A 24,900-nucleotide genomic window follows, 5' to 3' on the forward strand; every position below is an offset into this window, starting at 1 on the left:
AAGATAATTGAATTTGAGGAAAGTGCAAAATTATTGTCTCGTTTTTTGGCAATGACAAAAATATTTCCGTACCTTTACACTCGAAACAGACTAACTCGTATTTTTTATGGAAAGACATAACTTCGTGAACATCCGAAACCTGTCCAAAGAACAGATACTCTACCTTGTCACGATGGCGAAGGAGTTCGAGAAACATCCCAACCGGGAATTGCTCAAGGGAAAGGTCATCGCTACCCTCTTCTACGAACCGTCCACTCGCACACGACTCAGTTTCGAGACAGCTGCCAACCGGCTCGGAGCGCGCGTCATCGGTTTCACCGATGCGAAAGTCTCGAGTGTGAGCAAGGGCGAAACGCTGAAGGACACTATCCTTATGGTGGGCAACTACGCCGATGCCATCGTCATGCGGCATTACATTGAGGGAGCGTCGCAATATGCTTCCGAGGTGGCTCCCGTCCCCATCATCAACGCCGGAGACGGAGCGCACCAACACCCCTCACAGTGCCTGCTCGACCTCTATACCATTCATCAGACGCAGGGAACGCTCGAAAATCTGAACATCTATCTCGTGGGCGACTTGAAATACGGACGCACCGTACACTCGCTCATAATGGCAATGAGACACTTTAATCCAACATTCCACTTCATTGCGCCTGAAGAACTTGCGATGCCTGATGAATATAAGCTGTACTGCAAGAATCACAACATAAAGTTCACCGAAAGCAGCCGGTTTACATCAGAAGAGATTGCCAACGCCGACATCCTCTACATGACTCGCGTACAGAAGGAACGCTTCTCCGACCTCATGGAATACGAACGCGTGAAGAACGTCTATATACTGCGCAACAGCATGCTCGAAGGTGTGAAATCCAACATGAAAATCCTGCATCCGCTGCCACGAGTGAACGAGATTGCCTACGACGTGGACGAAAATCCACACGCCTACTACATACAACAGGCAAAGAACGGACTCTTCGCGCGCGAGGCAATCTACTGCTATTCGCTCGGCATTACACTCGAAGCAGTGAGAGCGGACAAGACGATACTATAACCAACGTGGGGCGGTGCGGATGTCGCAATGTCGCGACCCGCTATCGCAATTCAACGATAATAACTACAAATATGAGAAAAACAAAACACATCGCATGCTGCCTGCTTATGGCAAGCGCATTGCTTGGCTTCGCCTCCTGTGGCGACAAGACCGACCCAGACGGATTGTGGGATCCAATGGAATGGGTAGCTGATCACCCAGGCAATCCCACCAAGATTACTGCCGAGGCGAAAGGAGGAACGTTCGCCGTCACCTGCACGAACTACAGCCGACCATGGCTCGATTCATACGTCACCGTTGATGGCAAGAAATTTCTCGCCGTCGAGGAAGGCAAAGAATGGGATTACCGCCATATTAAAAAAGACTGGTACGAGATTGAGGTGAAAGGCAACACCTACTGGCTCACCATCGAACCCAACACGACGGGCAAGGAACGCACCCTCACAGTTTATGTAACGGCAGGCGACATCTTCGACACCATAAATATAGTACAGAAGAAGGAATAGGACAAAGCCATCCCTACCCTATTATCAACACCAACAACAAAGAAAGAAAATGTCAAAGAAAGAAAGACTTGTAGCCGCCATCGAGAACGGCACCGTCATAGACCATATACCGGCAGGGAAGACCTTTCAGGTGGTTAATCTGCTGGAACTCCAAAAACTTGCTACACCTGTTACCATAGGATGCAACTTCTCATCCGACAAGATAGGACGAAAAGGCATCATCAAAATCAGCAATAAGTTCTTCTCCGACGATGAAATCTCGCGTCTCTCAGTGGTGGCTCCGAACATCGTGCTGAACATCATCAGAGACTACGAAGTGGTGGAAAAGAAAAAAGTGGTAACCCCAGACGAGTTACACGGCATCGTAAAATGCAACAACCCCAAGTGCATCACCAACAACGAACCCATGCCTACCATCTTCAATGTTGTGGACAAGGAGCACGGCATTCTGAAATGCCATTATTGCGACAAGGAGCAATATATAGATAAGGTAGAACTATGCGAATAGGGAAACCATCTATAAAGATGTGAGTGCATCTCCCTCCCGACTCTATTTCTCATATCTTGCCACAGAATAGCTCGCGCCTTTACAAACAAAGATTGCCTGATAATGGCAAAATATCAGATTTAACAGATTCTTGTAAATACATTATTATCAATGGTTGATAGATAATACATCTCATGTAATCATTCAGTGTGTTAGCCCTTGCAACAAGATACATCAGAAACGCTCATTGACATTCCTTTTCATATTCACATTGCAACGAAAAGCTCTTCATTTTATCTAGAACGACACAATTTTATTTTTTTGTCGCCACAAACACGCATAAATGAAAAACTTTACTTATCTTTGCAGAATGTGGGCTGCGCTCGGCAATTTCACGAGCATTCCCCCAACAAACAAAAGGTATGGGAAAGCGAAAGGTAAAACAAGCGCAAACCCGGATAGACAAAATCGGTAAACTTATATGGCAACCACGCAAGACAAAGAAAAGAAAACGGCACAAACAGCTGAAAAGACAACACGGAAATGGGGAGCAAAAGCAAAGAAAGCACCCGTGAAACGAAGCATATCAGACGAGCTCATTCCCATTGAGGAGGAGACATGGCTACTACAACCCATCGCCGTAACAATGATGCGACACGACTACTCGCTCATACAGGTGCGCATACTCGTGTCGATAGTGGAGAGCCTCCAAAACATTCTGCACGGCATACTTAACAATAAAAGGTCGCCACAGTTGGATCTCTTTCAAACCAACGAGCTCGATGAGGACGGAAGAATGCCCATCAAACTGCCATTCAAGGAGTTGGGAGTAGATCCCAACCATTATCCGCAACTGCGCAACTCGCTGAAAATGCTGGCATCCATACCGGTGGAAATACCTTACAAAACCTCAGAGGGACGAAAATACACCAAGGCGACCAACCTCTGCGACGTATATATCCCGGAAGACCGCTCCTATAACAAATACGCCATACTGAAACTCGACCGTTCGGTGGCAGAACGCCTCGTATCGCTCGACTTTGGCTACCACCGACTCGGAAAACAAATCGTCTTCGCCTGCAAGAACCGATACACACAACGCATTTACATGTTCATAGAGTCATGGATAGATAAGGGAAGAACAGTGATAAAAACCTACGAGTTCAGAAAGATGCTGCGATTGGAAAATAACTACAAAAAATTCTCAGACTTCTGCCGACGCGTTCTCGAACCGGCAAAACAGGAACTCAAGGATTTGGCTGACAAGGGATTTTGTGATTGCTACTTCGACTACAAGAAAAAATACGACCATGGACAACGTGGCGGAGAACCCGACGAATTGGTGTTCGTCATCTACAGAGCAAAAGACAAGATGAACGCCCAATTGGAGGAGATGACCGAATTGCAACGCCGCCAGTTCCAACAAATGCTCGTGCAATACTTCGGCTTCACGCCAATGAACGCCAAGCAAATGGCAAACCGTATCACGGCGGAAACCTATCCCGAGGCAATGCAAAAACTCATCGATCTCAGGCAACGGTTCGCCACCACTTATATTAATGACAAAGCAGCCTACACTTTCAAAAGTCTTGATCAGATGCTCAAGGATCGCGAAGTACCCAACACAGAAGTGGAGGAACTGAAAGAATGAGAAAGCTACTACTGAACCTACTCATGCTCACGCTCGCACTTCATCCAACGGCAGCACAGCCCACACCACACCACTACCCTAAAAGTGCCATCTTCTACAACAAGAACGGATACGGCGTAGGAAATGCCAAAGGAGCGGCATTCTACCGAATCATGACACGAGACGCCAAAGGCAGGAAAATGTTCCGCGAATACACACTCGACGGGCGACTGTGCGCCGAGAAACACTACGTTAGCATCAACCGGAAGGACGACCGTCGCACGGTGCTCACGGGAGTGGCGCGCACCTTCCACCGGTCGGGACGTGTGGAGTCGATCATGCGTTATAAGGGTGGGAAGGCTCATGGGCGAGCCGTCTCGTTCTATCCCAGTGGCATGGTGGGCATGAAGCTCAACTACAACAACGGATTGCTCAACGGAACCACCTACACCTACAACGAATCGGGGAAACTTGAATACACCACCGTTTGGCGTAACGGCTCAAAGGTGAGCGAACAGCGAGGAGGCCACGACAAATACATCAGCCAACAGACACACACCGACAGCTTCTGCGAAGAGTATCGGAAGGACGAGCCCTTCATCATGGCGCAGGCACAGGCCGTTGCGTCGGGAATGGACCAGCAAAAGCCCGTCGCCCGGTCAGGGGAGCGTGAGCTGCCGTCGCACAAAACCATTGCCGACGTTGCGCGGAGCGAGACCCCCGTGGCTGACAACGGCAATGTTTCGCCGAGTGGATTTGAACGGGAGAAGACCGAGTCGGAAAGACTTGCCGAGACCGTTCGCTATCCAGAGCCAGGGATTGCTGAGCCGCCGGCACACGAAACGCCAGCGACGGTTCCGCCAGTTGCAGACATCCAGTCGAAACCAACCACCAAAAAAGGAGCAAGAGCCCAGCTGAAGCGAGGCAAAGTCACCGATGCTGCCGCTGTCGGCGCCGCCACCGCCGCCCGTATCGCCACCACCCAAGTGCCGAAACCTGTACGACAAGAAGCCGAAAAACCAGCCAAGCCATCACATCCTGCCATCCCCCGTGCCAAGGGAGAGTTCTCCTTTGCCGCCCTTTACCAGCTTTTGGCAGGCGGAGAGAACCGCACCAACGAACTGACCTTCTTCGATTCGTTGGCCGCCAGTCACGGTCTCACACTGTCGCAGACCATCAAGGGTCACGGGGCGCAGAAGGAACTCGCCTACAATCATAACATGTACTACGACGATGAGTCGGGAAAGGACATCGTTTCGGGCGAGAACCCACGTCAGATGGGATTCTTCGGCGTCGGCATGGGTAACCGTTTCACCATCCAGCGCATCAATCTCTATACGAGTTCGGCCGACGAAATGACGCATTTGGCAGAGGATGCACTGGCGCAAGGGTTCACGGTGCTGGGCGGAGGAGACTTCCGTGACATGGACGGCAACTTCGTTTTGCAGCATCCCGCTCACAACAAGGCAGGCGATCCCTATGCCGTCATCGTCATCTTCACCCACGTCGATGGTGCGTATGCAGGGCTTTACCACGTGCAGTTGGAAGCAAAATAACCCCGTCTTCAAGCACCGTCAAAACAATAGATGAGCTATGACAAAGTGAAAGGTGAGCTATGACAAAGTGAAAGGTAAGCTATGACAAGGTGAAAGGTAAGGTATGACAAAATAACGGAAAACTGAAAGAGTCAGAATAGGATTATGGAAATCAGACAACTCAAATATTTTTTGATGGTAACAGAGACGTTGAACTTCTCGACAGCAAGTCGCCGACTGTTCATTTCGCAAAGCAATCTGTCGCAGCAGATCAGCCAACTCGAACAGGAAGTCGGTCAACCCCTCTTCGAGCGCAACAGTCATGAGGTTCATCTCACAGAGGCGGGACGTGAATTTGCACCAGTGGCGCGCAAAGCCATAGACTCCGTGACCGAATGCATGGAGCACATGACCGATTTGCAGAGCCTTCGGACGGGAGAGCTGAACATCGGTGTGACCTTCTCTTTCGCTTCCATCGTCACCAAAGCCGTTATCGCCTTTCTCAGGCAATACCCCAAGGTGAAACTCAACATCCGTTACGACTCGATGGAGGAACTGATGGAGATGCTCAAGCAACGAGAGATAGACATTATGCTGGCTCTCAGCTCACCGAAAGGCGACGCAGCCATCGACCGCCGCCCACTTTTCGCCAACCGGCTGGCTGTCATCGTCAGTCGCAACCATCCCCTCTACCATGCCGATGGCATCACCCTCGACGAGCTTCAGCACTACGACCTTGTGCTCCCTTGCCGTGGATTGCAGGCCCGCAACACATTCGAGAAACTCATTGAGCGCACCGACTACAACTACAACGTGAAGGTGGAAGTCAACAACGTCAGCCTTTTGCTCGATCTTATCAGTCATGCCAAATACGCCACCATACTGGCGGAATCGACTATCATCAAGAGCCACGACCTCAGAGCAATCCCCATCATCGCCGAGGGCAATGAAATCAGCGGATGCATCCACCTGCTCAAGGGCGCATACGTGAAGTGTTCGACACAGGAGTTCATCAAAATGATTACCCAGACCACAGCGGTCATGGTGCAGCGGGCCTTGGATTGAGGCGCCTGAGACCATCGTTGCCACCTGCTATTAGTTTCAATGATACCAGCAATCGGTAGAATCAGTAAACAATGATTCTGCCGATTGTCGTAAATCCATACCTTTGCCATCGATTTACAATTATCAACTTAATTTTGAAATATAAAAGGATATGGATTTATTGCAGAATCTTTTTTGTGGATTCCCTGATTTCTGGGGCGGCGGAGTGGCTCATTCTGTCCTGATTGTGTCAATCGTAATGGCTCTTGGGCTGCTCTTGGGCAAAATCAAAGTCAAGCAAGTGTCGCTGGGACTTGCATGGGTGTTGCTCGTCGGTATACTCTTCGGGCAGTTCAACATGACCCTTGAGCCCAACTTACTCCACTTTGTGAAGGAACTTGGGTTGATCATCTTCGTCTTTGCCATCGGCCTTCAGGTAGGCCCTGGTTTCTTCTCATCGTTCCGTCGCGGAGGTCTTGCGCTCAACGGACTGATGCTGATGGTCCTTGCCATGAGCATTCTGATAACGCTCATTATCAAGTATGTCGCCAATATCCCCATGCCCACCATGGCAGGCATCCTCTCCGGTGCGGTCACCAATACCCCGGCGCTCGGTGCGGCACAGCAGGCGACGACCGACATCTTCGGCATTGACGCACCAAAGATTGCCATCGGCTATGCCGTCACTTACCCCATGGGTGTGCTGGGCGTTGTTCTCTCATTCATTATCCTTCGCTACGTGCTGCGCATCAATCTCCGAAAGGAAGAGGAAAATGCCTTTCGCGGACTCGGCAGCACAGAGAGGTTGAGCATTCGCCACATCACCGTCGAGGTGGACAATGAGCGAATCATCGGCAAGACGATAGGCGAAATCAGCCGGTTTGCCAAGTGCGACTTCATGGTCACACGCATTGTGTTCAAGGACGATGACTCAACATGCCACATTGTTTCAGGAAACACCATGCTACACGAGGGCGATCGTATCGGCGTGGCTATCGCTCCGAAGGACGTTGCCATCATGAAGGCACTCTTCGGACAAGTAATTGACTTCGACTGGACGAAGTTCGACAGCATCATGAATGTAAACCGATTCTTGGTTTCCAATACTTTACTAAACGGCAAGGCCATTAAGGAACTCAATATCAGATCGCGCTTTGGGGCAAACGTGGCGAAAGTAACCCGCAACGGTATCGACTATGTTGCCGTTCCTGACTTCGTGTTGCAGACTGGTGACGTGCTGACCGTCGTTGGCACAGAAAACGCACTGGCACACACCGACTCTGAAGTGTCGAAGCGCAACAATCGCACTTCCTACGGTGACCTTATTCCTATCTTTATAGGCATAGCCTTCGGCTGTGTGCTCGCCCATATTCCTTTCATCATTCCAGGACTGCCGCAGCCTATTAAGTTCGGACTGGCTGGCGGACCAATGATTATCGCCATACTGATGGGCTATTTCGGAACGAAGCATCATCTGCTGAACATCGCCACTTTCTCATCGGGCAACATGCTGCGTGAAATCGGCATCACAATGTTCCTCGCCTGTGTGGGATTGCAGGCCGGTCGCGATTTCATCTCAACCGTTGTCACTGCCGAAGGGCTGCAGTGGGCAGGCTATGGACTGGCCATCACCATGCTGCCGATACTCATCGGGGGCATCATCGGTCGCTATTTCATGCACCTCAACTTCTTCACGCTGATGGGAGTGCTGTCGGGTGGCAACACGAACCCTCCGGCACTGGCCTATGCTAACGAACTGACTTCCACCGATGTACCGTCTATCGGCTACACGATTGTTTACCCCTTGGCCATGATTCTGCGCATCATCATCATTCAGGTGCTCATCATGTCTATCGTCTAAATAAAACGTTTACAACATGCAAGGAGACAAATCCTCAAAGCCCGAAAGATCGATGGAGCTCGACGAGCTGCTGCTTCACGAGGAAGCGGCACTGCGACGACAGGCCATTGATGACGAACGAAACATGACAGAGCACGAACTGCGCCGCAAACTCAACCTACTTGTGCGCACAGGTGCCATTCTCATGTCGAGCAACGCCGACTGTAACAGAATCATGCGTAACCTACGACGCTGCGAGGCTTTCCTCGGACTGCCTGAGGAGTATGTTCACATTCACCTTGACTACGACATCATCATGGTGAACATCAGCGACGAGCGACACTCGTTCTCCAAATACCAGCGGTGCGACCACCACGTCATCGAGTTCACTGTCATTTCGCGCGTCAGCAAGATGCTTTGGCAGGCGCTGCGTGAGGACTGGAGTCTCGATAGGTACGAAGAGGAACTCGATGCGCTGAGTCACGTGCCGAAGAACTACACCCCTTGGATGATATCCGTGGCCGCTGGCTTTGCGTGTGGTGGCTTCTGTGTGCAGTTCGGGTGCGACTGGACGGCCTTCTTCTATGCGTCGCTGCCCGCAATACTGGGCTTCAGACTGAAGATGTGGCTGGCACGGCACGACATTAACACCTATGTGGCAATAGCTGTCAGTGCCTTTTTAGCCACCATACTGGCCTGGCTCACTTCCTTTCTGTCGCTCGACCCGGAGATTGCGGCGAGCGTTCCGGCATTCATGCATAGTGCCACGCCCTACCATCCGTTGATGGCCTGCACGCTGTTCATCGTCCCCGGTGTGCCGCTCATCAACTTTGTCAGCGACATGGTGAGCAACCATGTGTCGGTGGGTGCGACAAGGGCCTACACTACGTTGATGATGCTGCTCGCCATGTCGTTCGGAATTGTGCTGGCCATTCAGATTTGCGGCATCGACAACTTTGTGAAGGACCTCAGCATGACGCCCCACAACACTTATTTCGACTATGCTTTGGCGGCGGCCATCTCGGCGATGGGCTTCTCGACCATCTACAACACGCCGCGGCGCATACTCCCTGTGCTGGCCATTTCAGGCATCATTGCCGTCTGCACGCGCAACTTCGTCAACCTTGGGGAGAGCAACGGCAACGTGGGACTCGACCAGGGCATCATCATCGGCTCGTTTGTCGGATCGGCACTCATCAGCCTTATTGCCACCCGGCAGATGGTGTGGCACAACATTCCCCATCAGGTCATAGCCATTCCGGCGGTCATTCCCATGATTCCCGGTGTGCTCATGTATCGCTCGCTCTTCGGTTTCATTGAGATGACGGGCGTTGTCGGCGAGCTGACGGTGGCCTTCAACTACGGCATCAAGGCCAGTCTCGTCATCCTGTTCATAGCGCTGGGAGTGGCTATACCCAATATTTTCGTCAGGCGGATGATTGAACCGAAGTCGATGCTGCGCCTGCTCAAACTCGTTCAGGCACGTCGCACGAAGCATAACGAGATGACTCATCTGTCGGAACTCTCGTAGTGGCAGGCGATGGGGGAAGATACTGACTGACGATTTTTACCTAACTGTGTTGTCGGCGGAGCACTGTGTCGCGATAATCCGTAAACTACTGACATGGTGACTTGAAAAAGCGGCATTGCTTCCGCCACACTTCAAAGCCTACACAGTGTCAGCGTACGATTCTTATTGGATTGTACGCTGTTTTCTTTCAACCCAAATCGCTTATTAGAATTTTTCAATGTTGTATGGCAGTGAGAAATCTTTTATCTTTTTCTCAATAGTGCCCTAAATGATTTTGTGGAAGCCTAATGCAAGGTCGTATCAAATCATGAGCTTGGACGTATTTTCTTGCAATGGTAAATAACACATATTCCTTCATGACCCCAAAATTCGTATTCATGCGATGGTAAACAAACGCTTGATAGCGAACATTCTCTTCGACCATCATCAGGAAATTATATTACAAAAGCTACGTCCGGAACACCATTCATAATCTATTGATAATCAGAATGATATTAATTCCGATTTAAAAGCTTAGCTTTTGCACTCCAATCCATGACCTTTTGCATTGCAAAAGCTTACCTTTTGGAAAGCAAAAGCTAAGCTTTGAATAGACGAACGAAGAATAATTAGGACATTATTGAATTTTTCCCATATAACCGGGAAGGATTTTCGCGTCTTCAATGACCCGGCTAAATAAAGAATATGCTTGTCTTTTGTATTACCCGGACAGACTCATCATCAAACTAATAACATTCTCTGTCGGAAGTGCTTCCAACTTTTTCTTAATTTTGCTTTCGATATTGGTATTTAATAGTTCATTCGTTTATAACATCTGGCCAAGAAATCCCAGTTTTCCACTACCAATTTCCTCGCTTCTGCTTTATTACCGTTTGTCGTGGGAAACATAAGATTGGCGAACATATTGTGATTGAAAAGGTATTCCAGCATTTCTTGTGAAAATAGATTTATAAAGGTGTGCCAACAGCTATCCACGTCTATGGTCGGATCGTAATAGGGATTGTTTTTATCACTGATACATTGTGCTACATTGGTTATGGTTTCAAATTCTTTGTGTTCATCGGGAATGAAAACAATAATATTCTTTTCATTTATTTTTGTCCTCCCTGTGATTTGTTACTAAGCTTACAGCCGGGACATCCATCACAAACTCCTTTTTTTATCTTAAGAGTTTTGACAATAAGCGCAATGGCATAAGTTAACGAAGCCAACAAAACAACAGTGATAATGATGTATTGCAGAAACATTTGTCTTAATTCATTAATTGCAGTTGTTATTATATTTAATTCATAAGTTCAATGCGCAAATCGGATAAATCAAATCGGGTCATCTAATTTATCTTTAGAGAATAGGTTGTCGGCAGCTTTCATTTCGTCCTCATCAAACCATTGACTTAGCTTTTTATGCGCTTTATTCTTCACGTCTTCATCCACTTCTCCCCATATCTTATGAAGGACGTAAATCAAAACAGCGAGATCATCACCCAGACCTGTAATCGGTATTGCATCCGGAATCACGTCCAATGGGGTAATCAAGTAACCCAATGCACCTATTATAATTGCTTTGTCTTTGATTGAGATTTTGTCGCTCTCCATTGAATAGAAAAGTATTAAAGCGGCATAAACCAATTTAGCACCGGATCTCTTCGCGATACGCTGAATTTTATCTATAAACCCTGTCTTTGAAAAGCGGTTCGTATATTTGGTTAAATCTGGTAATTCCATATTCATTAAAGGTTTTGTTTCTTGAAAAGATATTCTACTCGCTAATTATCCCTTTACCGTTTGATAGTCAATAACTTTGTCCACATAATTCTTCGCATAAGGATACTTTGTATTTACCACTTTTATTTTTCGCTGTACGTTCAACTTAGATAAGATTTTATAAACGAGAAATAATACCAATCCTATTCCAATCGCCATCAGAACATTATAGAACCCCTTAAAAGGGAGAGTTTGATCTGGAAAGGCAGATAGCACAATGATTGGTAAAAAAATAAGAAATCCGGCAATCGTATATTGAGATCTCTCACTCCCTGCACTATCTAAAGCTGCCTGATACTCAAAGAGATAATCCGCAAGTTCTTCTTCACTTAGCTGTGAAGGCCGTTGAGGGAATGTGGCATCATGTTCATTGTTCTTTATTTTACTTTCAACCTGATGTTGAAAGTCATACAAAGCAGTTCTATATTCCTGTGAAAACTTCATGTTCATTGTGTGTTGGAAAATCTCATCATCTCTCTCCCATTTTCACGAGAGAGAGATGTGAGTAATAAAATAAGCAGCACCCCTATAAGCCGGGTTCGGTTTTTTCATTTTCTTTCGAAAGATGAAAACATCTGTCATCTATCTGTCTGACGAGTCGCCTCATACAGTATAGCGTTCTACCCTCCGTTGTAACATAGTTTCGAGCGGGCAACTCTCAAACAACGGTTTACATGAACTTGCAGCTCCTGAACGGTACGAGCAGACAGTTACCTATCTTGCCCGGTGGTCTCTTACACCACCTTCTCACCCTTACCACAGTTGATGGCGGTTATTTTCTTCTACCTATATCTACTGTTGCCAATAGCTTCTACTTTCAGAAGCAGGATGCCCTATGCTGCCCGGACTTTCCTCTCGTATAAAAATACCAGCGACAGAACCAGGGTACTACCTAAGTATTTCTTTGCAAAGATAATGTATTTCGTATAAAAAGCAAAGGATATTTGTTTTTTTTAGGCAGTTTCCTTAATGATTTTTCAAAAAGTATAAGAAGTTGTTTTCACTAAAGCAAAAAAATTCCTGATCAAAAACATGAGACGAAAACATAACAAGGGTTTTAATACTATTGGCAGACAACACCGCAATTGAAAAGGAAAGAGCGAGTTTTTGAAATAGATATCCATCTCGCATTCAATATAAAGTTGTATCTTTGCAATATGAACTGGAAACGCTATAGCATCATCCTGTGCCTTCTGCTCCTTACACTGCCATTGATTCATGCGCAAAACGAGGACTGGGGCGGGCTGAAAACAAAAATGACAGAAAGACAACTGCTAAACATGGCAGACGCTGCGCTCGTTGTAGGCAACCGCCCTGACAGCGCACTGATTTACAACATCATGCTAATCACTAAACTCCAACACAAAAAACGACTTACCACCGAGGAAAAACGCTACATCGCCATAGGCTACAACCGAAGCGGATTCATCTATATGTTCTATCTTTTCGACTACGCCAGTGCCATGGAGTGCCTCATAAAAGCTAACCAATATTGCGAAGACGAAAAACTGCGCATTTCCATCAATCAAAACATGGGACACCTCTATAGCCTTTATGCCGTATGCTTCCCATCGGCAAACAACGTCGAAGCGGCACGCCACTACTACCGAAAGGCATTCAACAAGGCACTCCAGATGAAAGACTGGACAAACATGGTGTCCTCGTTCATCAACTTCTGGAACTTCGGACTGGAAAAAGAAAACATCAACGCATTCAGGAAGCAGACCGACTTGTTTGAACAAACACACATCACCAAGCCCACACCACACCAGCAATATGCCCGAATGATGCTGAAAGTGGTCAGAGCGCTACAAAAAAAACGCTACGCAGAAGCCACCGCCATATTGAAAAAACAAATGAAATACGGAAGGAACAGCATTGACGATCGACTGCGATGCGCCTCATGCTGGCACATAGCAAGCATATATAAAATGGCTGGACAACCAGACTCAGCACTCGCCTACTCCCTGAAACTGGAACAAATGGGCAGAACCTTGAAACTAAAAGACGTGGAAACCGATGCCGACAAACTGCTCTGCGCACTGTTTAACGAAAAAGGAAAGAAAGAAAGCGCCGACCGATACCAACTGGCATACTACAGAAATCGGGACTCACTGCTCATTGCCAACAACCTAAACAGCGTGAAAAACAACCATCTGCTCAGCAACGTGCGCAGCCTTGCAAACGAAGTGAGCAACCTAAAACAAAAACGCCGACTGCAAAACCTATTGGCACTCCTTAGCGCTGGCATCGTACTCATAACCATAGCTTTTCTCATTATACTATTCAGAAAAAACAGACGACTGAAGAATCAAAACATCACTCTCTATCAGAGAATGCAACTACAAATTGCAGGCGGCAAACCAAAATACAGCAAAAGCAACCTCGACGAAGAAGGGAAATCCATGCTCAGGCAGAAAATAGAAAAAGTAATGAAAGAATCGGAAGAAATCTACAACGAGGATTTCAGCATCGAACAGTTGGCAAAACTATGCCATGCCGGAAAAAAAGACATATCACAAGTCATCAACGAAAAGTTCGGACAATCCTTCATTCTGCTCCTGAGCGAATACAGAGTGAAAGAAGCGTGCCGTCGCATGAACGATATAACCAACAGCCAACGATTCACACTTGAATCCATCGGACACAGCGTAGGCTTCAAGGCAAGAGAAAGCTTTTCGAGAGCCTTCAAAAGAGTTACTGGATTGTCACCATCAGATTATCAGAAAATAGCAAAAACACATACAAAAGCCTAAAATTGTGTGACTTTTTATGTAAAGTCACACAATTTTCCATTTTTTTATTAATCTTTTAAGCATAATTGTTTAATTTTGTAACTGACGAACCGCAGCGTTCCATCGCACGAAGACGGCATTCAAAACATCGTGCAGACAATCCGATTCGTACATAACAATAATAATAAAACACTTATGAAAAATTTTATCCATGCATTTCTCCTGCTGACAGCATTGGCATTGGCAGGCTGCGAAACAGACGAAACACGGGCAGTGATACCCGACCTATCGGTAACTGCCATTGAAACCGGAACAGAATCATTCATGTTCAGCGTTGAAGGAAACCCGACCGAAGCCGGAGCATACATCTGCCAACTTGCAACAGAAAAAGCTCCCACACCTGCCACAATACTCAAAGACGGACAGGCACTGTCGCTGCAAGGCGGGAAACAGGAAGTAACCATCAACAACCTCCTCCCCGAAAAAGACTACGTCGTATATATAGCAGTACGCAACGTAACGGAAGTGAAAACTAAAACACTCGCATTCACAACTAGAAAAACATACGCCTACTATGTAGAGTTGAAAGAGGGGTGGATACAGTACTACGGAGACTTCTATAAAAACAACGTAGGCTATTACATGCTGGCTTTTACCGATGGCCCCATAAGCACATCAGGACTCCCAACCCGCGTAAACGACCATGCACTTCGTCTCTTCATAGGCGACGTCCTCTCAAACGACAGTCGGAACGCGAAACTGAATCCAGGCACCTATCATCTGTCTGACGGACACGAGGTAGGCACAGCCGATGCTTTCAACTGTAACTTCGTAATCGCAACAGAAGTAAAAGACGGAGTGGCATCAAACGGATACGAATACAAAATCGTTGACGGAGACGTAAAAGTTGATCGCACAAAAGACGACGTCTATACATTTGACGCTGACCTGAAGATTGAAGACAACGGCATAGAGAAAAACATCAAATGCCACTTCAGCGGAAAGCTCCCATTCACCTGCCTTGACCCAGCAGTTTACAACCCACTGGAGAAAGACGTGAACGTTATTCCAACCAACATGTCAGGCAACTACTCCAAAGACAAAGCCGGACAGTACGGAACATATAATCTGACATTCTACAACACGCCTACCGACCAAGGCGGATTCATCTCAGGAGCAGGCGATTTACTTAACCTCACACTGCTTACACCTTACAGTCCATCCATGGACATCAGCAAATTGGCAGGCACATACGACAAGGTAGTGACGTCCGCCCCTGGCATAACCCTACAACCATTTACAATCATCGCAGGTCTGTACGGAGAAGTATTCGGAATGTATGTCCCACAAGGAACTTATTATACCCGAATCGGCGATGCTCTCGACTATGAGTCAATAGGTCTGGTGAGTGGAGGAAAACTGACCATTACCACCAAGGGAACAGACATTACGGTCAAGGCTGATCTGACAACACCACAGGGAAAGCACATCACCATTGACTATACAGGCCCCACATCAGGAATTGCCGACTACAGTCAATACGCAAAACCCGGAGTCCTCGGAGTCAGGAAAAACAACATCCTGAGAAAAGTCATGCCCCGAAAAAGCATCAACAATTCATTTTTTAACAAATAAGCGAACACGATTATGAAACAGATAAGAAAAATCATGCTATTCATGATTCTCGGCACAGCAATGCTTTTTGCTTCATGCGAAGATGAGAATGTAATACAAAACTCAATACTCGAAATTGACAAAACAGAAATAAAAGCCCCAGTAGAGGGAGCAAAAATAAACATCAAGGTCACATCAAACGTGGCATGGACTATCTCATCGAAACAAGGATGGGCCGTTCCTGAAATTACAAACGGAGAAGGCACACGAGAAGTAGAAATCAATATAACGGAAAACCTGTACAGAGATGAGCGAAAAGACATTCTCACCCTCGCAACAGTAGATGGAACACAAACGAAAACCATCGAAATAGTACAGGAGACTGCCCAGAAACCTGATGAGAACTACGCTTACAAACTTCCCGTCGTATTTCATGTCATCTACCGAGACGCAAAAAACGAAAAGCAAAACTTAAGAGAAGGATACCTGAAAGAAGTGCTATCCGATGTAAACAAAATATGGAAAGAAGCCGCACCTCACCTCAATGTAGAATTCGTTATGGCAACAGAAACACCCAATGGGGTCACAATGGCTGAGCCAGGAGTACACAGAGTACAATGGAACATCGATAAAATAGACTACAAACGGTTCATGGGATATACTGAAGCTGCTCCAAAACGCTACAGAGACCTGTTGTGGGATCAAAACCGCTACGTGAACATCTGTCTGTACAACTTCTCTGATCCTGATATAACCGGTGTCACAACACTTCCATATACCATAGCTCCCGACGCGCTCGACGGTCTGGAAAAACTTCCAAACAACATCGCGCCGACCGAATTGCCCATCTCATATTGCGTCAGCGTAAACAGCCTCTACGCCTACACCAAACCCGGAAACAACCTCGAAAGCACCAACTTCGTGTCAACCATCGCTCACGAATTAGGACACTACCTCGGACTGAGACACGTGTTTGGAGAAGATGCCAATATGAAAACCGACTACAACGAAGACAGCGACTTTTGTAAAGACACACCCACCTATAACCGTAAGAAATACCTGAAGGAGCTTTCAAAATACACACTGGCACATCCAAAGTTCACACAGGAGGACGTAAACAAGTGGATATTGAGAACCAACAGCATTACAGGCGAACAGTTCACATCGAACAACATAATGGATTACTATTGGACGCTCAGAAACAAATTTACAGAAGAACAAGCCAAAAGAATGCAATACGTATTGCTGCACAGTCCGTTCGTACCCGGACCGAAAATTCGCACAGCTAAACAGAAAATCGTTTCCAAGCGAAACTTCAAAATGCCCGTACGACACGCCATCTGTCAGTAATCACACACAACAGAAAGAAATAAACAAAAAATCAAACCACCCGGAACGCACCATCTTGTTTCGGGTGGTTTTATATTGGGTACTGGGTAGTGTCCTTAAACATGTGTAATTCATCTTTCCTTTCTCTGTACTTCCACTGCTTTTTATTCTTTTCTTTCCGGCTTTTGAATTGATATCAACAATTATCAGCGAGAGAGTAATCGTACTATACATACAAAACTTCGTTCACAAAGGAAAAATATAATGGTTGCAATTACTCTTAGCAAAAACGGTGTTGATGTTGATTTCAATATTGTTTCTTCTGTATTTGGCAAAAGGGAAAGTAATGTTGTAAACTGGATAAACAAAGGCTGTCTTACCTATATAAACAAAGAAAAAGCTCTGCAAGCCAAGGTGCTATCTATGTTTCAATAAATGATAAAAATTATTCAACTTAATCCTCAATCGGTCATTAAAGCCTATTTAGCCGGAACATTGAAAAAGCGAAAACCTTTCTCTCAATATGAAAAAGTTCAATAATGTCCTAATTATTCTTCATTCATCTATCCAAAGCTAAGCTTTCACTTTCCAAAAGCTAAGCTTTTATAATGCAAAAGGTCATGAATTGGAGTGCAAAAGCTAAGCTTTTAAATTGCGATTAATATCACTCTGATTATCAATAGATTATGAATCGTGCCTCGGCATGCAGTTTTGTAATATAATTTCGTAGTGATGGTCGAGTCGAATGTTCGCTATCAAGCGTCTGTTTCCCATCACCTGAATAGAAATTGGAGACATAAGGAAGTAATGCGCTATATTATGGTTAGAGATAAAACATGTCAAGTCGTGGTTTATGCAATGTTTTGTGAGTTTTTCTAAAAAATATTTAGAACACTATTGGGCACAGCCACATAAAATTTGGAGTTATGGACGTTTTGAAGTATCTTTGCAGCCATGATTGATACAACATCTTTTCAAGGGAAGACGGCAAAATTCTATACATTAGGCTGTAAACTGAATTTTTCAGAGACCAGCACGTTTGCACGTACCTTGTTTGATATGGGGGTTCGCGAAGCACAAAAGAATGAAAAAGCTGACATTTGTTTAATAAACACATGTTCTGTAACCGAGATAGCAGATCATAAATGCAGACAAATCATTAACAGAATGGTTCGCCAAAATCCCGACGCATTCATTATAGTTACAGGCTGTTATGCACAGTTGGAAAGCGAACAAGTAGCGAAGTTAAAAGGAGTAGATTTAGTTTTGGGAAGCAATGAAAAAGCAGATTTAATTCAGTATTTAAGCGATGCGTGGAATCATTTATCCCAAGAAGAGGCTTCCGGACAAAATATCTTTCGTGAACCCTCGATTCATTCCGTTAAAACAAAAGATATAAAAAAGTTTCAACCAAGCTGTTCAAAAGGAAACCGAACGCGTTATTTCTTGAAGGTGCAGGATGGGTGCAATTACTTTTGTACCTATTGTACCATTCCCTATGCCAGAGGACTTTCAAGAAATCCTACCATAGCGTCTCTTGTCGCACAAGCTGAAAAGGCAGCTCTTGAAGGAGGTAAAGAAATAGTACTCACGGGTGTTAATATTGGCGATTTCGGCAGAACCACAGGTGAAACTTTTCTTGACCTTGTGAAAGCATTGGATCAGGTGAATAGGATTAAACGATTTCGCATCAGTTCACTTGAACCAGACCTTATAGACGATAGGCTCATAGACTATTGTGCTACTTCTCGAGCGTTCATGCCTCATTTTCACATTCCATTACAAAGTGGTTCAAATGAAGTATTGAAATTAATGCATCGCCGGTACGACACGACTCTCTTTGAACACAAGATAAAATTGATTAAAAAGAAAATGCCTGACGCCTTCATCGGTGTGGACGTAATGGTAGGTTGCAGAGGCGAACGACCTGAAAACTTTGAAGAATGTTTTCAATTTATTCGTTCATTGCCCATTTCACAACTTCATGTTTTCCCCTATTCGGAGCGTCCCGGAACTTCTGCCCTTTCCATACCCTATAAAGTAGATGAGAGCGAGAAGAAGAAAAGAGCACATCAACTTTTAAGGCTTTCCGATGAAATGACAACCGCTTTTTACAAACAGTACATCGGACAAGAAAGCGAGGTGCTTTTCGAGAAAGCAGTGAAAGGCAAAGTTATGCACGGATTTACCAAAAATTATATTCGTGTGGAGCTTCCCCCGGCACAAGTAAAGGAAGAATATGACAATCAAATTATGAAAGTAAAATTAGGGGATTTCAATTTTAACAAAACAGCATTAAAGGTTGAAACAATATGAGAATCTCCATAGTCATACTTAATTGGAATGGACAACACATGCTTGAAAAATATTTGCCCACCGTGGTCAGGTATTCACAAGGAGCGGAAATAATCATAGCCGATAATGCTTCTACCGACAATTCCGTTGAATGGCTTACGAAAGCCTATCCCGACATAAGAATTATTCAATTGTCCCACAATTATGGTTTCGCAGGAGGATACAATCGAGCATTAAAGCAGATAGAAAGTGAGTATTATCTGCTTTTGAACAGCGACGTAGAAGTAACTCCAAACTGGTTACAACCACTTTTATCAGAAATGGATAGACGGAAGGACATAGTTGCATGCCAACCAAAAATACTTTCACTTCTAAGTAGATCGCATTTTGAATATGCAGGGGCATCAGGGGGTGAACTCGATAAATATGGATATCCTTTTTGTAGGGGTAGAGTTTTTGAGACTGTGGAGCAAGACTTAGGGCAATATGACGATGAGGTGGAAATATTTTGGGCAACGGGCGCCTGCTTGATGATTCGTGCAGAAGCCTTTTGGGCTGTTGGTGGATTCGATGAACGTTTTTTCGCTCATAACGAAGAAATAGACTTGGCGTGGCGATTGCAATTAAACGGGGGGCGAATCTATTGCTTCCCCAAGAGTTCTGTATATCATTTGGGAGGTGGTACACTTCCAAAAACAAATCCACAGAAAACATTCCTCAATTTTCGCAATAATCTTACGATGTTATGGAAAAACCTACCGGAAGAAGAGCTTTCCAAAGTGATGCGCATTCGCTTCATTCTTGATTATTTGGCGGCCATTCAAATGTTAATATTTCATTGGAACGTTCAGGATTTCAAAGCTGTCATAAAAGGAAGAAAAGCTTTCAAGACATGGCGGAAAGATTTTAAACGGCGAGAGATTGTTTCAACGAAATTTAATCAAAAACCAAGAAGCATGCGAAAAAACTACTCCGTCTTATGGAATTATTATGTAAAAAGAAACAAAATATACAGTAAGTTAAAGTAGGTTTTTATGTTTTTTTTACAAAATTGGAGATTTCTTGCTTTTTATTTTAATTCTTTTTACTTTTTACTTGCACAACCGAATTTTTATACTTACTTTTGTACCACTCAAGCAATATACATAAGAAAAATAGTCAGTGAAGAGGATTTATTACATATTATTCTTTCTGTCATTCTTGATTGCAGGCTGTCAATTAAGACTTTCTAAAGACGATTCAGCAGATCACGCCATCGTTATTGAACGTTATGACAGACTTGAATACCGCTATCTTACAACAGGCGATTATTCTGCATTGCAAGAGATGAACACAGAATATCCAATTGAAACCCGAACACTCATTGAAGATGTTATAAAAATAGGTGACGCAACTGCACCTGACATAAACTCACGTTTTTTAAAATTTTATCAAGATACCACTTTACAAAGCCTTATAGCAGATGTTGAAGCTGAATATGCCAATATGGATGATTTGAATCAACAACTGACCAATGCGTTTTCACGATTAAAACATTCTTTGCCAAATATTTCTGTACCAATGATTTATGCACAGATTTCCGCCTTGGATCAAAGTGTGGTGGTAGGCAATGGAGCAATAGGCATCTCTCTAGATAAGTATTTAGGGGCTGATTATCCTCTTTATAAGAAATACTACACGGAACAACAACGGCAACAGATGACACGTGAGTATATCCTACCGGATTGCTTGTCATTCTTTCTAATGGGATTATATCCCCTGCAAAATTTTGAAAATCGTCCACAAATGGAACGTGATTTGCACATGGGAAAAATTCAATGGATTGTTAATCAAGCTTTATCTCATCATTTTTATCGGACAAAATATGTAGAAGTTGTCTCAAAGTACATGAAAGAGCATCCGAAGACTTCCTATGAAGAATTGTTAAAGCTAACAAATTTCGCATGTTTTGGAATCGAACAATAATCGATAAATAAGAGGAATATATTCGGATTTTCCTATCTATCAGATAAAATGGGAAATAGTTTTTTAGGATTTATTTTTAAGATATTTATTGAGGAGATTTGTGAACTCATAATTCTTTATACCCCATTTCGGAGCGATAAGAAGTTCTGCAGGACTTTGGCTAACAAAACGTTCGAACACCATGTCTTTGCGAATTAAACGTATGTAGTCCGCAATTAACTCAACATATTCATCAAGACTATAGAGTTTAAAGGGCTTTTCTCTGTATAAACTTGCCAATTTCGTGCCTCGAATAATTTGCATTTGATGGATTTTGAGAATGGTCAAAGGCAAAGAAGATATGATGGGAGCTTGACGCAAACTTTCTTCTTTATCTTCTCCCGGAAGCCCGATAATTACATGCCCTCCCACAAATATTCCACGATCTGCGGTTTTCTCTATTGCTCTTTTCGTACATGCAAAATTGTGTCCTCGATTGATAAAGTTCAAAGTCTTATCATTGCAACTCTCTATCCCAAACTCAACAATTAGAAAGGTCTTATGATTAAGTTCCTCTAAATAATCCAGCAATTCCGTGTTTACACAATCGGGGCGGGTTCCAATGACTAATCCCACCACATCTTTTACTTCGAGAGCTTCCTCATATAATTGACGCAACTTTTTTAAAGGCATATAAGTATTTGTATATGCCTGAAAATATGCAAGATATTTCATATCTTTATATTTTCTTTCAAAAAAGTTCTTGCCCTCTTCCAATTGTTGAGTTACTGTCTTTTCCGTTTTACAGTAAACAGGATTGAATGTTCGGTTATCACAGAAAATACATCCCCCCTTCCCTATCGTTCCGTCTCTATTGGGACACGTAAATCCGGCATCGACAGATATTTTTTGAACACGAAAAGGAAATTGTTTGCGTATCCAATTGCCAAAATCACAATAGTATTGTTCCATACTTTTGCAAAGTTATATATATTTTTGTACTTTTGTACTGTTAAATCAATGAAATATATGAAAAAGATACTATTTATGTGTGTGACTATCATCACAGTGTCAGCTCAAATCTTTGCCGGTGAGCCTATTTCGCTTAAAGATTTTACCGATAATGCTTTTGCGGCGAAAAGAATTTCAGGTGTTAATCCGCTAAAAGGGACATCAGAATACGCACAGATGTCTTCCGATTCAAAAAAGATTGTTAAGTACTCTTTTAAGACGGGAAAAGAAACAGGCGTCCTCTTTGATGTTGCAGATACTAAAGGGGTGTCGATAAATGATTTTGAAGGCTATAAGATATCGGATGATGGACGCATCTTGATACAAACGAACACCAAACGCATATATAGAAGATCATACAAGGCCGATTTCTATTTATATGACATAAAAAACAAAACCATGAAAAAGCTATCCGAGAAAGGGTTACAACAGATTCCGACTTTCTCGCCTGATGGGAAACATATCGCCTTTGTAAGAGATAATAATATTTTCATCACAGATGGGAAAACCGAGAAACAGATTACAACAGATGGAAAGTTTAATGAGATAATCAATGGCGTGCCCGATTGGGTGAACGAAGAAGAGTTTGGGTTCAACAACGCTTTGGCATGGAGCAGTGATGGCAAAACATTGAGTTGGATTCGTTACGATGAATCGAAAGTAAAGACCTACTCATTGCAAACTTTCATGGGAAGCAAACCAACAAGGAAAGAATTCATGGTATATCCCGGCGAATATGCTTATAAATATCCGAAAGCCGGAGAAGATAATTCAAAGGTTACAGTTTGGGCGCATAATCTGATTAATGGAAAGACGCTTCAATATCAACTGCCATTGGACACTGATGGCTATGTTCCAAGAGTCAAGACCTTTCCACGAGAAAATCAAATCCTAATTTACACAATGAACCGACATCAGGATATGCTTAATCTCTATGTAAGTAATCCATTGACAGGTACATGTAGATTGCTGATTAAAGAGAACGTTCCAAAATACGTGAAAGAGGAGGCTATGGAAGGTATCTCCATTATGAAGAATTGCATTCTTCTGCCTTCAGACCGAGATGGCTACATGCATCTTTATCTCTATTCCCTTGAGGGGAAACTGATTCGCCAAATTGAAAAGGGAGCCTATGATGTTACCAAAGTATATGGTTATGACGAAAAAACAGGCAGCACTTACTTTCAAGCGGCCGGAAAAACGCCCATGCAACGTGAAACGTATGTTGCTGACAAGCATGGAAAAGTGAGTTGTCTATCCTTGAAAGACGGGTGGAACGATGCCGTATTTTCCGGAGATTACAAATTCTTCCTGAACACATGGAGCGACCGCAATCATCCCTATGTCTATACCATATATGACAATCGCGGAAAGATGGTTCGAGAGGTTTTGAACAATGATACTCTCCTCGCCAATATTGTTAAATACGACATACCAACAAAAGAATTTTTCAAGTTCACGACATCAGAAGGCATTGAACTGAACGGATGGATGATGAAGCCTTCCGATTTTGACGAAAACAAGAAGTATCCCGTTATCATGCATCAATACAGTGGTCCCGGAAGCCAACAAGTAGTTGACAGCTGGTCGATTGGATCAATGGGAAACGGGGGGATTTTCGATGCTTATCTCTCCCAAAAGGGATTTATAATCGTTTCTGTGGATGGTCGCGGAACGGGTGGTCGCGGAGCCGAATTTGAAAAATGTATTTATCAGAGACTTGGTGATTTGGAATCAAAAGATCAGGTGGAAGCAGCTCTTTGGTTGGGTAAGGAAAAATATGTGGATGCCGGCAGGATAGGAATTTGGGGCTGGAGCTTTGGAGGTTTCAACACCTTGATGAGTATGAGTGAAGGAAGAAATACATTCAAGGCCGGAGTATCTATTGCACCTCCCACCAACTGGCGTTACTATGACACCGTTTATACAGAACGATATATGCGCACGCCACAAGAAAACCCTGACGGATATGCCACGAATCCCATCGAACGCGTGGGTAAGCTCAATGGCAAACTTCTGATATGTCATGGTATCGCTGATGACAATGTTCATATTCAAAACGCTTATGAATATTCAGAAGCACTGGTTCAGGCTGATAAAGATTTCAAAGAAAACTTCTACACAAATAGAAATCATAGCATTTACGGAGGTAATACCCGAAACCATTTGCTTCGACAAGTGGCGGAATGGTTTATAAACAATCTTTGATACTATTGCCGTCCGGTAAATCCCAAAAAGGCTGACACCTCGCAAGAAGTGTCAGCCTTAATTTTGGAAATTAATAAAAGCTTTTCCTGATAGTAATAAAAAAGTACCATCATTTTACACGAAAAGTATAATCTTTTTGCATGAAAAGTATAATCTTTTTGCACGAAAAGTATAATCTTTTTGCACGAAAAGTACAATCGTTTTTCCAATAAGCTCGCATATCCATTGAAAAAAGCCAATATTGCTTCTGAAAAAGTTGATATTGCCATTGTGAAAAATTAATATTGGAATTATAAAAAAGTGTCAGGCTTACAAATAAAAAGCAGTATTGTTTGCTTGCAAATACAGAATCTTTTTTATTACTGTCCGCTAAACAT

At 44.1% G+C, this 24,900-nt stretch carries 21 protein-coding genes, 1 other RNA gene and 1 pseudogene; 17 read left to right on the top strand and 6 right to left on the bottom strand.

Going from position 1 to position 24,900, the window contains the following annotated elements; translation table 11 throughout:
* Nucleotides 1–106: 106 nt before the first annotated feature.
* The 9 genes and pseudogenes from pyrB to ETF27_RS09960 all read left to right on the top strand — a co-directional run bounded on the left by pyrB (nt 107) and on the right by ETF27_RS09960 (nt 9,624).
* A complete protein-coding gene (gene pyrB, locus ETF27_RS09925; protein WP_130828748.1) occupies nt 107–1,051 on the top strand; it encodes an aspartate carbamoyltransferase in 945 nt (314 codons plus the stop codon).
* Between the two features lie 71 nt (nt 1,052–1,122).
* Nucleotides 1,123–1,557, top strand: a complete 435-nt coding sequence (locus tag ETF27_RS09930) for a BACON domain-containing protein (protein WP_240048176.1) — start codon at nt 1,123–1,125, stop codon at nt 1,555–1,557.
* A 49-nt stretch (nt 1,558–1,606) separates the two neighbouring features.
* Nucleotides 1,607–2,065, top strand: coding sequence for an aspartate carbamoyltransferase regulatory subunit (pyrI, locus tag ETF27_RS09935; protein WP_130828747.1), 459 nt, complete (start codon nt 1,607–1,609; stop codon nt 2,063–2,065).
* A gap of 460 nt (nt 2,066–2,525) precedes the next feature.
* Entirely contained in the window at nt 2,526–3,695 is a 1,170-nt protein-coding gene (locus ETF27_RS09940) for a replication initiation protein (protein ID WP_130828746.1), read from the top strand.
* Entirely contained in the window at nt 3,692–5,230 is a 1,539-nt protein-coding gene (locus tag ETF27_RS09945; RefSeq protein WP_147785763.1) for a toxin-antitoxin system YwqK family antitoxin, read from the top strand. Before ETF27_RS09940 ends, ETF27_RS09945 begins: the two co-directional genes overlap by 4 nt.
* 144 nt (nt 5,231–5,374) lie before the next feature.
* A pseudogene (locus ETF27_RS11670) lies at nt 5,375–5,548 on the top strand (LysR family transcriptional regulator); the annotation flags it as partial.
* 24 nt (nt 5,549–5,572) lie between these two features.
* The gene (locus ETF27_RS09950; RefSeq protein ID WP_240048178.1) at nt 5,573–6,274 is read left to right on the top strand and encodes a substrate-binding domain-containing protein; all 702 of its coding nucleotides are present in this window, start codon (nt 5,573–5,575) and stop codon (nt 6,272–6,274) included.
* A gap of 151 nt (nt 6,275–6,425) precedes the next feature.
* Complete coding sequence (locus ETF27_RS09955) at nt 6,426–8,114, top strand: putative transporter (RefSeq protein ID WP_147785764.1); 1,689 nt, start codon at nt 6,426–6,428, stop codon at nt 8,112–8,114.
* Between the two features lie 124 nt (nt 8,115–8,238).
* Nucleotides 8,239–9,624, top strand: a complete 1,386-nt coding sequence (locus ETF27_RS09960; RefSeq protein ID WP_277016615.1) for a threonine/serine exporter family protein — start codon at nt 8,239–8,241, stop codon at nt 9,622–9,624.
* A 789-nt stretch (nt 9,625–10,413) separates the two neighbouring features.
* Here the strand turns inward: ETF27_RS09960 and ETF27_RS11770 are convergent.
* From ETF27_RS11770 to rnpB, 4 genes are all read right to left on the bottom strand, one after another.
* Nucleotides 10,414–10,737 (bottom strand): DUF3843 family protein, encoded by a 324-nt coding sequence (locus tag ETF27_RS11770; RefSeq protein ID WP_130829724.1) that lies wholly within the window; start codon nt 10,735–10,737, stop codon nt 10,414–10,416.
* Between the two features lie 203 nt (nt 10,738–10,940).
* Nucleotides 10,941–11,348 carry a YkvA family protein gene (locus ETF27_RS09970; protein WP_130828743.1) on the bottom strand — a complete coding sequence of 136 codons (408 nt, stop codon included), beginning with the start codon at nt 11,346–11,348 and terminating at the stop codon, nt 10,941–10,943.
* Nucleotides 11,349–11,393: 45 nt separating this feature from the next.
* Nucleotides 11,394–11,831, bottom strand: coding sequence for a hypothetical protein (locus ETF27_RS09975; protein ID WP_130829723.1), 438 nt, complete (start codon nt 11,829–11,831; stop codon nt 11,394–11,396).
* A gap of 69 nt (nt 11,832–11,900) precedes the next feature.
* Nucleotides 11,901–12,279, bottom strand: an RNA gene (gene rnpB, locus ETF27_RS09980) — RNase P RNA component class A.
* A 265-nt stretch (nt 12,280–12,544) separates the two neighbouring features.
* Between rnpB and ETF27_RS09985 the strand changes: the two genes are divergently transcribed.
* The 7 genes from ETF27_RS09985 (at nt 12,545) to ETF27_RS10010 (ending at nt 21,325) form a co-directional block, all read left to right on the top strand.
* Nucleotides 12,545–14,143, top strand: a complete 1,599-nt coding sequence (locus tag ETF27_RS09985; protein WP_147785765.1) for a helix-turn-helix domain-containing protein — start codon at nt 12,545–12,547, stop codon at nt 14,141–14,143.
* Between the two features lie 174 nt (nt 14,144–14,317).
* A complete protein-coding gene (locus ETF27_RS09990; protein ID WP_147785766.1) occupies nt 14,318–15,757 on the top strand; it encodes a hypothetical protein in 1,440 nt (479 codons plus the stop codon).
* Between the two features lie 12 nt (nt 15,758–15,769).
* On the top strand, nt 15,770–17,086 hold the full coding sequence (locus ETF27_RS09995; protein WP_147785767.1) for a zinc-dependent metalloproteinase lipoprotein: 1,317 nt from the start codon (nt 15,770–15,772) through the stop codon (nt 17,084–17,086).
* A 174-nt stretch (nt 17,087–17,260) separates the two neighbouring features.
* Nucleotides 17,261–17,500, top strand: a complete 240-nt coding sequence (locus ETF27_RS11210; protein ID WP_255418133.1) for a MuF-C-terminal domain-containing protein — start codon at nt 17,261–17,263, stop codon at nt 17,498–17,500.
* Nucleotides 17,501–18,019: 519 nt separating this feature from the next.
* Nucleotides 18,020–19,381 carry a tRNA (N(6)-L-threonylcarbamoyladenosine(37)-C(2))-methylthiotransferase MtaB gene (mtaB, locus tag ETF27_RS10000; protein ID WP_130828739.1) on the top strand — a complete coding sequence of 454 codons (1,362 nt, stop codon included), beginning with the start codon at nt 18,020–18,022 and terminating at the stop codon, nt 19,379–19,381.
* The gene (locus tag ETF27_RS10005) at nt 19,378–20,388 is read left to right on the top strand and encodes a glycosyltransferase family 2 protein (RefSeq protein ID WP_130828738.1); all 1,011 of its coding nucleotides are present in this window, start codon (nt 19,378–19,380) and stop codon (nt 20,386–20,388) included. The genes mtaB and ETF27_RS10005 overlap by 4 nt, the downstream gene beginning before the upstream one ends.
* Before the next feature lie 133 nt (nt 20,389–20,521).
* Entirely contained in the window at nt 20,522–21,325 is an 804-nt protein-coding gene (locus ETF27_RS10010) for a gliding motility protein GldB-related protein (RefSeq protein WP_130828737.1), read from the top strand.
* 63 nt (nt 21,326–21,388) lie between these two features.
* Here ETF27_RS10010 and ETF27_RS10015 read toward each other — a convergent pair whose 3' ends face one another.
* A complete protein-coding gene (locus ETF27_RS10015) occupies nt 21,389–22,276 on the bottom strand; it encodes a TIGR01212 family radical SAM protein (protein ID WP_130828736.1) in 888 nt (295 codons plus the stop codon).
* Nucleotides 22,277–22,333: 57 nt separating this feature from the next.
* Between ETF27_RS10015 and ETF27_RS10020 the strand changes: the two genes are divergently transcribed.
* On the top strand, nt 22,334–24,523 hold the full coding sequence (locus tag ETF27_RS10020; protein ID WP_130828735.1) for a S9 family peptidase: 2,190 nt from the start codon (nt 22,334–22,336) through the stop codon (nt 24,521–24,523).
* Nucleotides 24,524–24,632: 109 nt separating this feature from the next.
* Here the strand turns inward: ETF27_RS10020 and ETF27_RS11375 are convergent.
* Nucleotides 24,633–24,900: hypothetical protein (locus ETF27_RS11375; protein ID WP_205012819.1), on the bottom strand; the 268-nt coding region annotated here is incomplete at its 5' end.

Source organism: Prevotella brunnea (genome assembly GCF_008016795.1).
In the GTDB taxonomy this organism is placed as follows: domain Bacteria; phylum Bacteroidota; class Bacteroidia; order Bacteroidales; family Bacteroidaceae; genus Prevotella; species Prevotella brunnea.